We start from the raw sequence: 13196 nt of genomic DNA, 5'->3' as shown, positions 1-13196 counted from the left end.
ATGCCGCACCTGGCAAGTCGCGGGCCCGGGCGCCCTCCCGCCGCGAAAGCTGACGAGACGCGCAAGCGCATCGTGCGCGCGGCCCGCCAGGTGTTCAGCGAACGCGGCTACGACGGGGCGACGTTCCAGGCCATCGCGATGCGCGCCGATCTGACCCGGCCGGCGATCAACCACTACTTCGCCAGCAAGCGCGTGCTGTACACCGAGGTATCCGACCGCACCAACGAACTCGTCGTCACCGCCGGCATCGACCGGGCGCGGGGGGAACGGACGCTGATGGGGCGGTTGGCCGCGTTCATCACCGTCGCGATGGAAGCGGACGCGGAGAACCCGGGAACCGCGGCGTTTCTGGCCACTGCGGTACTGGAGTCCCAGCGGCATCCGGAACTGCGGCGGGTCGAAAACGACGCGGTGCGCGTCACCCGGGACTTCCTGCGGCGGTCGGTCACCGAAGCCCTGGAATGTGGAGAACTCGCCTCTGGCATCGACGGCGACCGGTTGGCCGAGGCGTTGCTGCTGATGTTGTGCGGGGTCGGGTTCTATGCGGGCTTCGTGGGCTCCTTCCAGGAGGTGGAGAACATCCTGGGTACGTTGCGGCAGTTGATCGGGGGCAGCTTGTGGAGTCCCGGGTCGCAGCGGTCCTGACGGCGCTGATTCGCCCGCCGTGAACTGCCACACAGAGCGTATAGTTTGCCTAACTTACGAGGTAAGATGTCGGTTCATGACCGACCTGCACTCACCCCTGCTCCGCACCGCCGGCGACAGCTGGAATATCACCGAAAGTGTCGGTGCCACTGCCTTAGCGGTCGCCGCTTCGCGCGCCGTGGAAACGGCCGGCTCGAATCCGCTGATCCGCGACGAGTTCGCACAGCTGCTGGTCTCCGCTGCCGGCCCCGCCTGGGCGCAATTGGCCGACCCCAGCATCGCCTGGCTGGACGGCGACGAGCACGGGCAGCGGCTGCACCGGGTCGGCTGCGACTACCAGGCCGTGCGTACCCGCTACTTCGACGCCTACTGCGCAGCGGCAGCCGAGGCCGGCATCCGCCAGGTCGTCATCCTCGCCGCCGGACTGGACTCGCGCGCGTACCGGCTGCAGTGGCCGTCGGGAACGCAGGTGTACGAGATCGACCAGCCCAAGGTGCTGGAATACAAGGCCGAGATTCTGAGTGCGCACGGCGTGGCCGCCACCGCGACCCGGCACGCGGTCGCGGTCGATCTGCGTGACGACTGGCCGGCCGCGCTCACCGGGGCCGGATTCGACCCGACCCGTCCGACCGCGTGGCTGGCCGAGGGACTGCTGGCCTACCTGCCCAGCGATGCCCAGGACCGCCTGTTCCAGATGTGCACGGCGCAGAGCGCGCCGGGCAGCCGGATCGCCGTCGAGGCGTTCAACATGGTCGTCGACGGCAACCGGCGGCGCTGGGACCGGATGCGCGACCGGCTCGGTCTGGACGTCAACATCGGCGACCTCACCTACCACGAGCCGGACCGTTCGGATCCGGCGCAGTGGCTGGCCGACCACGGCTGGCAGGTGCACAGCGTGGGTAACCACCAGGAGATGGCCCGGCTGGGCCGTCCGGTACCCGAAGACCTGGTCCCCGACGCCATCACGTCGACCCTGATGTGGGGCCACCTGACAGGAGCACAACGATGAGCGGACTGCGCACCCACGACGACACCTGGGACATCAGGACCAGCGTCGGCACCACCGCTGTGATGGTGGCCGCCGCGCGGGCCGTCGAAACCGAGCAACCCGACGCGCTGATCCGTGACCCGTTCGCCAAACTGCTGGTGACCAACGCCAACGCCGGGGTGCTGTGGGAGGCCATGCTCGACCCGGCCGTCGCGGCCAAGGTCGAAGCGATGGACCCCGAGGCCGCCGCGATGGTCCGCCACATGCGCGGCTACCAGGCGGTGCGCACGCACTTCTTCGACACGTTCTTCCGCGACGCCGTGGCCGCCGGGATCCGCCAGATCGTCATCCTGGCCTCGGGCCTGGACTCGCGGGCCTACCGCCTGGACTGGCCGGCCGGCACCACCGTCTTCGAGATCGACCAGCCCCAGGTGCTGCAGTTCAAGTCCGAAACCCTCGCGGACAACGGCGTGACGCCGTCGGCCGATCGCCGCGCGGTGGCCATCGACCTGCGCCAGGACTGGCCGGCGGCCCTGCGCGAGGCCGGCTTCGACGCCTCGGCTCCCACGGCGTGGCTGGCCGAAGGGCTGCTGATGTACCTGCCCGCCGAGGCGCAGGACAAGCTGTTCACCCAGGTCGGCGAGCTGAGCCCGGCCGGAAGCCGGATCGCGGCCGAGACCGCGCCCGCGCATGCCGACGAGCGGCGCCAGCAGATGCGCGAGCGGTTCAAGAAGGTCGCCGACGAGATCGGCCTGGAAGAAACCATCGATGTCGGCGAATTGATGTACCGCGACGAGCATCGCGCGCCGGTGGCCGACTGGCTGAACGCCAACGGCTGGCAGGCGGTGGGCGTGAGCTCCGCCGACGAGATGGAGCGGCTGGGCCGCTGGGTGGCCGAGGTGCCGATGGCCGACGACAAGAGCGCCTTTTCCGACTTCGTCACCGCGCAGCGCCGGTAGCTGCCTGCGCGTTCGTCGTTTTCTTTCCTACCGCCGTCCTACTGCGGCTACCGCCGGGTGACTAGGATCGCGGTTATCACCCACGAGCGACCGCGCGCCGACGGCGTGCGGGCCCTGGGGAAGGAAGGACAACGATGACCACCCAATCCCCACCCGCCCCCTCGCAGGCGCACGTCACCCCGGACACCGACGCGGTGGCGGGTACGGTCGCCCGGCTGCGCAGCACGTTCGCCTCGGGACGCACCCGCAGTTACGAGTGGCGTAAGCAGCAGCTGCTGGCCCTGGCGAACCTGGTCGAGGAGAACGAACCCGCCATCGCCGCCGCTCTGGCCGAGGACCTGGACCGCAACCAGGTCGAGGCGTTCATCGCCGACATCGCCACCACCGCCGGCGAGGCCAAATATGCGGCCAAGAAGCTGAAGAAATGGATGCGCCGCAAGTACCTGCTGCTGGAGGCGCCGCAGCTGCCCGGCCGCGGCTGGGTGGAGTACGAGCCGTACGGCACGGTGCTGATCATCGGCGCCTGGAACTACCCGTTCTACCTGACGCTGGGTCCCGCCGTCGGCGCCCTGGCCGCCGGCAACGCCGTCATCCTCAAACCGTCGGAGATTGCTCCGGCGTCGTCGCGGCTGATGGCCGAGCTGGTACCGAAGTACCTGGACACCGAGGCGGTCGCGGTCATCGAGGGCGATGGCGCCACCACCCAGGAGCTGATCAAGCAGGGCCTGGACCGCGTCCTGTTCACCGGCGGCACCGAGATCGGCCGCAAGGTCTACGAAGGTGCGGCCAAGCACCTGACCCCGGTCACGCTGGAACTCGGCGGCAAGAGCCCGGTGATCGTGGCGGCCGACGCTGACGTCGACGTCGCCGCCAAGCGGATCGCCTGGATCAAGATCATGAACGCCGGGCAGACCTGCGTGGCACCCGACTACGTGCTGGCCGATGCCACCATCCGCGACGAACTCGTCGAGAAGATCGGGGCCTCGCTCGCCAAGTTCCGGAGCGGGGACAACCCTAGTGGTCTGCGCATCGTCAACCAGCGCCAGTTCGACCGGTTGAGCGGCTACCTCGAGGAGGCGCAGTCCGACGGGAAGTCGACCGTCGCCGTCGGCGGCAAGTGCGACCCATCGACGTTGCGTATCCAGCCGACCGTGGTCGTCGATCCCGACCCGGACGGTCCGTTGATGCAGAACGAGATCTTCGGGCCGATCCTGCCGGTGGTCACCGTCAAGTCCCTGGACGAGGCGATCCGCTACGTCAACGCCCGGCCCAAGCCGCTGTCGGCCTACCTGTTCACCAAGGCCAAGGAAACCCGCGAACGGGTGATCAAAGAGGTCACCGCGGGCGGCATGCTGATCAACCACCTCGCCTTCCAGGTATCCACCGCCAAGTTGCCGTTCGGCGGCGTCGGCGCCTCCGGGATGGGTGCCTACCACGGCAAATGGGGCTTCGACGAGTTCAGCCACCGCAAAGCGGTGCTGACCAAGCCGACCCGTCCCGACTTCTCCAAGATGATCTATCCGCCGTACACCGACCGGGCCTTCAAGCTGGCTCGCAAGCTGTTCTAGCCTGAGGCGTCCATTGAGCGCGTTGCAGAGTTGCGGAAAGGAAACTGATGCCCGGAGTGCAGGATCGCGTCGTCGTAGTTACCGGAGCCGGCGGAGGACTGGGTCGTGAGTACGCCCTCACTCTCGCCCGGGAGGGCGCCAGCGTCGTAGTCAACGACCTCGGCGGTGCCCGCGACGGCACGGGCGGCGGCTCGGCGATGGCCGACCAGGTCGTCGCCGAGATTCGGGACGGCGGCGGCCGTGCGGTCGCCAACTACGACAGCGTCGCCGAGGCCGACGGCGCGGCCAACATCATCAAGACCGCGATCGACGAGTTCGGCGCCGTGCACGGGGTGGTGAGCAACGCCGGGATTCTGCGGGACGGCACGTTCCACAAGATGACGTCGGAGAACTGGGACGCCGTGCTCAAGGTGCACCTCTACGGCGGCTACAACGTGATCCGCGCGGCCTGGCCGCATTTCCGGGAGCAGAGCTACGGCCGGGTCGTCGTGGCCACCTCCACCAGCGGGCTGTTCGGCAACTTCGGCCAGACCAACTACGGCGCCGCCAAGCTCGGCCTGGTCGGTCTGATCAACACGCTGGCGCTCGAGGGTGCCAAGTACAACATCCACTCCAACGCCGTCGCCCCGATCGCGGCCACCCGCATGACCGAGGACATCATGCCCAAGGAAGTGCTGGACAAGCTGACGCCCGAGTTCGTCGCGCCGGTGGTGGCCTACCTGTGCACCGAGGAGAACCCGGACAACGGGTCGGTGTTCGTGGTGGGTGGCGGCAAGGTGCAGCGCGTTGCGTTGTTCCAGAACGACGGAGTGAACTTCGACAAGCCGCCGACGGTGGAGGACGTCGCCGACCAGTGGGGCCAGATCACCGACTTGTCGGCCGCGCAAAAAGCTGGCTTCAAGCTGTAAGACGAACCGTGAAAGCTTCTGTGGTACAAGAGCTTTCCGGTCCGTCCGGCATCGTCTACACCGATATCGACGACGTACCCGATGGCGGTGGCAACATCGTCATCGAGGTACGCGCCGCCGGGGTGTGCTTTCCTGATCTGCTGCTGAGCAAGGGCAAATACCAGCTCAAGTTGCCGCCGCCGTTCGTGCCCGGCATGGAAACGGCCGGGGTGGTGCGATCGGCGCCGATGGACTCGGGTTTCCGGGTGGGCGAACGGGTTTCGGCGTTCGGTGTGCTGGGTTGTTACGCCGAGCAGGTGGCCGTGCCGGTGTCCCACGTGATCCGCAGCCCGGCCGAACTCGACGACGCCGAAGCGGTGTCGTTGTTGGTCAACTACAACACCATGTATTTCGCCCTGTCCCGGCGCGCGGTGCTGCGGCCGGGACAGACGGTGCTGGTACTCGGCGCGGCCGGCGGCGTGGGTACCGCCGCCGTGCAGATCGCCAAGGCGATGGGTGCCAGCCAGGTGATCGGGGTGGTGCACCGCGAAGCCGCGATGGCCTATGTGGCGGCACTGGGCGCCGACCAGGTGGTGCACCTGGCCGACGGCTGGGTCGAACGGGTGCTCGAACACACCAACGGCCAGGGCGTGGACATCGTCGTGGATCCCATCGGCGGCAAGACATTTGACGACGCAATCCGGGTGCTGGCCATTGACGGCAAGCTCCTGGTGATCGGCTTCGCCGCGGGCAGCATTCCCACGCTCACCGTCAACCGGCTGTTGCTGCGCAACGTCGGGGTATTGGGTGTCGCGTGGGGCGAGTACCTGAACAAGGTGCCTGGTTCGGCGGTGGTGTTCGCTGCGGGTCTACACCAATTGGTCTCACTGGGCCTGAAACCACCTCCGCCGCAACGCTATCCGCTGTCCGAGGCGCGGGCCGCGCTGCAGAGCCTGGATGACGGCGGGGTGCTCGGCAAGGTCGTTCTGGAGCCCTAGGCGAACAGGCCGTTGATCTCGGCGACGATGTCGCTGGCCGCGTGCTGGAAGACCCGCACCTCGAATCCGCCCATCAGCACTCCCAATCCGACTGTTGCGGCTACCGGTTTGCCGAACGCGTTGATCAGCCCGTTGACGGGGTCGCCGTTGAGCGCCTGCAGGATTCCGTTCCCGAACAGGCTGACGTTGTAGGCGGGGATGGCAGTCAGCGCGGCGTTCACGATGTCGGTGGTCGGCAGGACGGTCGAGTAGGCCGACGCAGCGATGGCCGACGTGGCGTAACCGATCTTGAGGTTCGCATTGAGCAGGGACTCGACCAGATGCTGCGGCGACGACAACGAGTACTGTGCGCCCGTCAGCACCCTGTTGAGCCCGGCGGTATCGACCGTCGGCAGCAGCGAAGTGAAGTCCGACGGTCCGATCAGCGACAGTTCGTGCGCGAAGTCGACGACACCTTGCTGGGCCCCGGCGGCCAGAGCGGCGACGATGTCACCCGGCGGTACCGGCGGGATGACACCGAATCCGGTGGCCACGTTCGGCGGATCCGGCGACCAGCCGTTGGTGGTGCTGCCGTAGCCGAGGTTCACGATCACTTCCGTGCACGGCTCGACCAGCGCGGCGAGCGGGTGCCCGATGATCGGGATGGCGCGCAACGGGGACAGGATCGGCAGATTCTCAGTGGGAATCATGTAGTACTCGGTCAGCGTCGGGTGGGTGGTGTTGGTCAGTTCGACCGCGTTGGCCAACGTCTGCGCGGAAAGGAACGGGTAGCGGCCGTGGAGCTCGATGATGCCCAGGAATGCGTTGATGTCGGAGACCACGTTGAGCGGGTATTGCGGGAAGCCGCCGAATCCGTCGTACTCGATCGTGTAGATGCGCGACGGGAACGAGTTGTCCGGCGTCGCGACGCCGAACACGTCCAACCCCAGGCTCGGCAGCGCCAGCCCCGGGAAACGTGCCAGCAGACCGCCATTCGGGTTGCTGGGATTGCCCACCAGGGTGAAGTTCAAGTCGGTGAAGACGCCCGCGCCCGGGATATTGGCGGGATTGAGCGCGATCATCTCCATCGAGGCGATGACCGCGCTCTGGGAGTAGCCGAACACGTTGACCTGGCTGGCGGTCAGTTCACCGAAGGCCGCCCGAATCGCGTTGTCCAGGATGGTCAGCCCGCGCGCCGCCGACACGTCGAAGGTGAGGTCCTTGATTCCGGTGAGCGGATACAACCCTTCGGGGGTATTGATACCGAGGTTGATCCCCCCGCCCCAGATCGGGTCGATATACGACGGCGGGATGCCCTGGATGTAGTCCTCGATGGGAATCGGGTATCCACTGGCGCCCATCACCAGGGTGAACACACCCGCGGCCGGGGCCGCGGCGGTGTTGGCGATCAGCGACCGGACCGGCGCCAGTGCGTTGTCGACGGCGTTGGCGAGTTCGGTTTGGGCGTAAGCCAATCCATTGCCCGCGACCAGACCGGCGAACTGCTCATGAAACGCTGCGGCCTGCCGCGCGGCGCCCTGGTATCCCGCGGCGAACTCGTTCATCAGCCGGGTGAACGCGACCGACACCTCGTCGGCGGCCGCGGCCAGCACACCGGTGGTTGGAGACGTTGCTGCCGTGTTCGCCGCGCCGATCGTGGAACTGAGTTCTTCGAGGCTGGTGACTGCCGAAGTGAGCAGGTCCGGGTGCACGGTCACATACGACATCGGCCCATCCTTCAGCTGTTAGGGCCCCCCATTGCCGCACTGCGGCATGTGCCAGCGTAGAGCCGTTCGCATTTCCACGCAGCACTTTTACCAATGCGTCGACTACGGAATCACATCGATAGGGATGAGAGCGCCGGTCAGATTGTCGATGATCGAAGTGAGCGCGTCCATCACCACGATCAGCTGGAAACCTCCGGCCAGCGTCAACAACGCGACGTCAGCGGCGATCGGGTTACCGAACGCGTTGATCAACCCCGCGGGGTCACCATTGAACGCCTGCTGGATGCCGTCCAGGAACAGATTCACGTTGTAGGAAGGCAGGGTGGTGAACAGCGAGTTGACGATGTCGGCGGTGGGCAGCAGCGTCGCGTAGGCGGCTGCGGCCGAAGTGGTGACTGCGGTGGTGACATTGGTGTTCGCCGCTTCCAATGCGTCGAAGATGCCGTTCACCGAAATGCCCTCGAGGGAGGGCAATTCGAACGGCAGCCCGCCACCGTCACCGCCGCCACCACCTGTCGGGAGCAGATCCGTCAGTGCCGGCAGCGACGTCGGAACCATCGCGCCGACCTCGCCCACGAACGCGCCCCAACCCTGGTTGGCCAGCGCGATCTGGTCACCGATGAAGTTCGGTGGGATCGGCGGGATCAGCCCGAACGGCGTGTGCACATCGGCGTAGCCGGTCGAATAGCCGTAGCGCGGGTCGCCGTATCCCCAGTTGACCAGGTAGGTCAAATTCGGTTCGACCAGCTCTGCCAACGCATTCCCGATCACCGGGATCGCGCGGATCGGCTGCACCAGCGGTAGGCCGTCGTAGGTGATCAGATAGTAGTTGTCGGTGCCATTGCCGGGCGACACCGGCAACTCCACCATGCTGTAACCGGGGGCCAGCGTCCCGTCGGCCTGGATGATGCTCGGGTAGTCGCCGTGCACCGTCTGGATGCCCAGGAAAGCGTTCAGGTCGGCCAGCAAGTTGATCGGGTACCTCGGAAATTGCGTGTAGCCGTCGTACTGCAACGAGAACATGTTGACCGGGTAGCCGGTGTTGGACGGTGTCGGGCCGAAGAAGTCCAGGCCCAGGGCGGGCAGCGTCAGGCCCGGGAAGCGGGCGAGCAGGCCCCCGTTGGGTGCCATCGGGTTGCCCAGCAGGGTAAAGGTCAGCGGGTTGGCCGGGTCGTAGGGGATGTTCGAAGCAACCAGGTTGCGCAACTCGATCGAGGACAATGCGGCGCTCTGCGAGTAACCCAGTACCGAAACGCTCTGGTTGTCGGTGATCAGCCCGGTGGGGGAGAAGAGCGCGTTGTGCAGCATCTCGACGCCACGGTCGACGGAGATGTTGAGGGGCAGATCCTTGATCGCGGTCAGCGGATACAGCCCCTCGGGGGTGTTGAGCGGTATCAACAGACCCTGGGTGAGCGTGGCTGCAATCCAGGGCCGCACACTCGCCATGTAGGCCAGCGTGGGTATCGGCGTACCGCTGCCGGTCATGATCAGCGCCACGTCGGTTGACGGCAACACCTGGGGCGCGGTCACCGGAGTTCCGCCCGAAATGGCGGGCGGTCCGAAGAGCGACTGGAACGGTGCGAGCAGCGGGGCGAATAACGCCTCGATCGGCGACGGTGCCGCCAGCGCTGCCGCACTGGCCAGCTCGGCTTCCGCGTAGGCAAGGCTGGCCGCGGCCAGGGCACGGTTGAACTCCGCATGGTACGCCGCGGCTTGACCGACGATCTGCTGGTACTCCAGCCCGAACACACCGAACAATTGGGCCGCGGCCTCGGACACCTCGTCGGCAGCTGCGGCCAGCAGACTGGTGGTCGGTCCGGCGACGGCAGCGTTGGCTTCTGCCAGAGCGGTTCGGATACCGGCCAGGTTCTCGGCGGCGGCGGTAATCGATGACGGTTGCACGGTCAGCTGCGACACGGCGAAGTCCCTTCACGGCCAGGGTATTTCGTTGCGGAGCTGAGCTCGATAACCCGGCGCTGAGGACACCAGTGAGCTCGGCACTTGTCAGACTAGAACGGCCAGGTCAACCGCATACTGCTTTTGCCGACTAAATATCCGACGGGATCTTTCAGGCGAAAAGGGACTGGATGTCGCGGATCGTGTTCACCGCCGCCTCGGCGATCACCAGGACTTCGACGCCGCCGGCCACCGTCGCCAATCCGATGTCGGCGGCAATCGGATAGCCGATCGCATTGATCAGGTTGCCCTGCGCGAGTTGTTCGGTGAACAGTTGCAGGTTGTAGGCGGGCAGCGAGGTCACCATGGACAGCCCGATGTCGGCGGTGGGCAGCAGCACGCTGTAGTTGGTCGAGATGATCGACGCCACCGTGTTGGCGATGGTCGACGGCGACGGCAGCGCGGTCGGGATGGGCAGGTCCAGCGTCGGCACCACGGGCGGCTGGCTGAGCAGCACCTGCACGTCGGAGCTGAAATTGGTGACCCCCTGCTGCACCCCGGCTGTCAGCGCGTTGAAGACAGTGCTTGGAGCCACCTCGGGGAACAGGCCGAACGGGGTTGGTACGTCCGGCGGGCTGGTGGAGTAGCCATAGGCCGGGTCGCCATAGCCGAGGTTGACGATCGCCCGCGTAGTCGGCTCCAGCAGATTGGCCAACGGATTGCCGATGCCGGGTATCGCGCGCAGCGGTTGGAGCAGGGGCAGGTGTTCGGTCGGGATGATGTAGTACTCGGTGTTGCCGGTATAGCCCGGCGACGGCGTCAATTGAATGGCGTTCGCGACCTGCGCCTGCGTCAGCGACAAATACGTCGGGTGGACATAGATGATGCCGGCGATCGCATTGAGGTCGGCGACGATGTTCAGCGGGTACTTGGGGAAATCGGCGAAGCCGTCGTATTCCAGTGTGTAGATCTTGGTCGGGTAGATGGTGTCCGACGGGGTGGAGCCGTAGAAGTCCAGGCCCAGACTCGTCATCGACAGGCCCGGGAAGCGGGACAGCAGACCGCCATTCGGATTCATCTCGTTGCCGGCCAACAGGAAGTTGAGTTCCCCCGCCCCCGGCGGGTTGGCTCCGAAACTCGTCAGACCCGCAGCGAGATTCCGCATGTACAACGACGAGATGACCGCGCTCTGCGAAACCCCGAAAACAGTGACGGTCCTTCCCTGCTGGATCTGCTCGAAGACGGCGTTGTCGAGAATGGTCAGTCCCAGATCGACTGACTTGTTGAAGTACAGGCTCCTGACTCCGGTCAGCGGATACAGCTCCTCAGGAGTGTTGAGTCCGCGCAGTAGGCCGGTGGCGCCGACATAGAGGTCGTTGGCCTTCTGGATGAACTGTGACGTGACGATCGGGACCCCGGTCCCGCTCATGAACAGCGACACGTCGTTGGGAACCCAAGGCAGGGCCGCGGCCGACGCCACCTCGGTGGTGGAGTACGCCGTCGCCGCTGCGGTTATTGTCCGCTGGAATTGGTTCTGATATCCGGTCAGCTGCGTGAGGAGGTCCTGGTACTCGCGCCCGAACGCGCCGAAGAAATTCGCGACGGCCGCGGACACCTCGTCGGCGGCCGCCGCCAGCAGGTTCGAGGTGGGCGCAGCCGCGGCGGCGCTGGCGGCGCCGATCGCGGAGCCGACCTCTGCCACCTGCGCGGCCGCCACCGTGACGATTTCCGGCTCAACGAATAGATACGACAAGGCCACACCCTTTCCCGACCGTCAGGCTGCGCTGACCCCTGAACCCAGGCGCAAGCGTAGGGGGAACACCCGGAAACATCGGCGTTTTACGGTGATTTGTTGCTGCGCAACCGAATTGAGATCAACGCCCGGCCGGTCTCAGAAGGAGAGACTCTGCAGGTCCTGAGCAATTTCCGCCGCCGCTTCCACCACCGCGATGAATTCGATCATGCCGCCCAGCGCCGCCAATCCGGCCGTCGCCGCCAGTGGAAGTTCGATCGCTTCCCTGATGTTGCCCTGCAGTAGTTGGCTCACGAACAGGGTCGCGTCGTAGGCCGGCAGGGTGGTGGCGAACGCGGTGGCCAGGTCGGCCGTCGGCAGCAGCACCGAGTAGCCGGTGGACACCACGGAAGCGAACGTGTTGGCGATGTTCACCGGGGTCGCCGGCACCCTCGGCGGCGGGTCCGGCAGGTAGGCCTGGATCAGCGGCGGGAACGCGGGGGTGGGGATCACCGGCGGCGTGCTGAGCGCAACCGGCAACGCGGCGGCAAAGTCGTTGATGCCCTGGTTGGTCCCGGCGACCAGGGCATCGAAGATGACGCCGGGCGGCACGTTGGGGAACAGTCCGAACGGGGTGGGTACGTTGGCCGGGCTGGTGGAATAGCCGTAGTTCGGGTCGCCGTACCCGAGGTTGACGAAGACCTTCAGGTCGGGTTGCACCAGGGCCGCCAGCGGCGGGCCGATCACCGGGATCGCCCGCACCGGGTCCAGCAGCGGCAGATCGGGATGCGGGATGATGTAGTACTCGTTGTTCGTCGGACCCTCGGTCGGCAGCAGAATGGCCGAATCTATCTGGGCCTGGGTCAGATCCGCGTACGTGGTGTGCACCGTGAGGATGCCGAACACCGCGTTGATGTCGGCCAGGATGTTCAGCGGGTAGCGCGGAAAGTCGGCGAAGCCGTCGTATTCCAGCGTGTAGGTGGTCGTCTGATAGGGGCCGTCGGGGGTGGCGCCGTAGAACGGCAGGCCGATGGTGGAGATGTTCAAGCCCGGGATGCGGGCCAGGATCCCGCCATTGGGGTTCATCTCGTTGCCGGTGAGGACGAAGTTGATCAGGTCCGGGTTCGGCATGTTCGGACCCAGCGAGATGTAGTGCTGCATCAGCAGCGACGAGATGATGGCGCTCTGGGAGTAGCCGAAGACGGTGACGTGGTTTCCGGCGGCGAGTTGCTCCGAGACGGAGGCATTGAGAATCTCCAACCCCTGCTGCACGGAGGTGGCCAGCGGCAGCGACCGCACGCCGGTGATGGGGTAGAGCTGCTCGGGTGTGGCCAGCGGTATCTTGACGGCAGGCGGGTTGAAGGGCGCCACGAACAGGTCATAGACGGCATTGACGTACGTGGGTCCCGGTATCGGCGTGCCGGTCCCGCCCATGATGATCGCCACATTCCCGATCGGGACGGCCGGGCCGGTCGGCGGGTTGGGGAGCCCACCCGTCGCGCCCTGGACCAGCTGAGCGACATTGATCGCCTCGGCGTTGGTGTAGTACGCCACGGTGGCGTTGAGCCGCTGCACGAATCCGTCGTAGAGCAGGCCGAAATTGGCGCTGACAGTTTGGAATTCGAGCCCGAAGCCACCGAAGAAGTTGGCGATGGCGGCCGACACCTCGTCCGCCGCGGCGGTCAGGATGCCGGTGGTCGGTGCAGCGGCGAGCGTGGCGGCATCCCCGACGGCCGAGCCGATCCCGGCCAACTCGGTTGCGGCTGCAGTCAATACGGGCGGTTGTGCGAATACGTGAGACAAGCTGACTCCCTCCT

At 66.2% G+C, this 13196-nt stretch carries 10 protein-coding genes; 6 read left to right on the top strand and 4 right to left on the bottom strand.

The annotated features are described in order from the left end of the window. From AC5Y6Y_RS14370 to AC5Y6Y_RS14345, 6 genes are all read left to right on the top strand, one after another. Window positions 1–645, top strand: a complete 645-nt coding sequence (locus tag AC5Y6Y_RS14370) for a TetR/AcrR family transcriptional regulator (protein WP_463827909.1) — start codon at window positions 1–3, stop codon at window positions 643–645. 76 nt (window positions 646–721) lie between these two features. After that, window positions 722–1654: a class I SAM-dependent methyltransferase gene (locus AC5Y6Y_RS14365; RefSeq protein WP_473138857.1), complete on the top strand. Its 933-nt coding sequence runs from the start codon at window positions 722–724 to the stop codon at window positions 1652–1654. Further along, the gene (locus AC5Y6Y_RS14360; protein WP_463827911.1) at window positions 1651–2592 is read left to right on the top strand and encodes a class I SAM-dependent methyltransferase; all 942 of its coding nucleotides are present in this window, start codon (window positions 1651–1653) and stop codon (window positions 2590–2592) included. Before AC5Y6Y_RS14365 ends, AC5Y6Y_RS14360 begins: the two co-directional genes overlap by 4 nt. Before the next feature lie 134 nt (window positions 2593–2726). Continuing rightward, window positions 2727–4160 (top strand): aldehyde dehydrogenase family protein, encoded by a 1434-nt coding sequence (locus tag AC5Y6Y_RS14355; RefSeq protein ID WP_473138858.1) that lies wholly within the window; start codon window positions 2727–2729, stop codon window positions 4158–4160. Between the two features lie 47 nt (window positions 4161–4207). Next, a complete protein-coding gene (locus AC5Y6Y_RS14350; protein WP_463827913.1) occupies window positions 4208–5068 on the top strand; it encodes an SDR family NAD(P)-dependent oxidoreductase in 861 nt (286 codons plus the stop codon). 8 nt (window positions 5069–5076) lie between these two features. Beyond that, window positions 5077–6045: an NADPH:quinone oxidoreductase family protein gene (locus AC5Y6Y_RS14345; protein WP_473138859.1), complete on the top strand. Its 969-nt coding sequence runs from the start codon at window positions 5077–5079 to the stop codon at window positions 6043–6045. Here AC5Y6Y_RS14345 and AC5Y6Y_RS14340 read toward each other — a convergent pair. The 4 genes from AC5Y6Y_RS14340 to AC5Y6Y_RS14325 all read right to left on the bottom strand — a co-directional run bounded on the left by AC5Y6Y_RS14340 (window position 6042) and on the right by AC5Y6Y_RS14325 (window position 13182). Beyond that, window positions 6042–7751: a PE family protein gene (locus AC5Y6Y_RS14340; RefSeq protein ID WP_473138860.1), complete on the bottom strand. Its 1710-nt coding sequence runs from the start codon at window positions 7749–7751 to the stop codon at window positions 6042–6044. The two genes, AC5Y6Y_RS14345 and AC5Y6Y_RS14340, sit on opposite strands and share 4 nt — an antisense overlap. Before the next feature lie 102 nt (window positions 7752–7853). Next, window positions 7854–9668: a PE-PPE domain-containing protein gene (locus AC5Y6Y_RS14335; protein WP_473138861.1), complete on the bottom strand. Its 1815-nt coding sequence runs from the start codon at window positions 9666–9668 to the stop codon at window positions 7854–7856. 151 nt (window positions 9669–9819) lie between these two features. Further along, a complete protein-coding gene (locus AC5Y6Y_RS14330; RefSeq protein ID WP_473138862.1) occupies window positions 9820–11400 on the bottom strand; it encodes a PE-PPE domain-containing protein in 1581 nt (526 codons plus the stop codon). A gap of 138 nt (window positions 11401–11538) precedes the next feature. Continuing rightward, complete coding sequence (locus tag AC5Y6Y_RS14325) at window positions 11539–13182, bottom strand: PE family protein (protein ID WP_473138863.1); 1644 nt, start codon at window positions 13180–13182, stop codon at window positions 11539–11541. Window positions 13183–13196 lie beyond the last annotated feature (14 nt).

It is taken from the genome of Mycobacterium sp. NGS24, from assembly GCF_059813065.1.
Note: the sequence above shows the minus strand (reverse complement) of the source record. Positions and strands in the feature narration are given on the sequence as shown.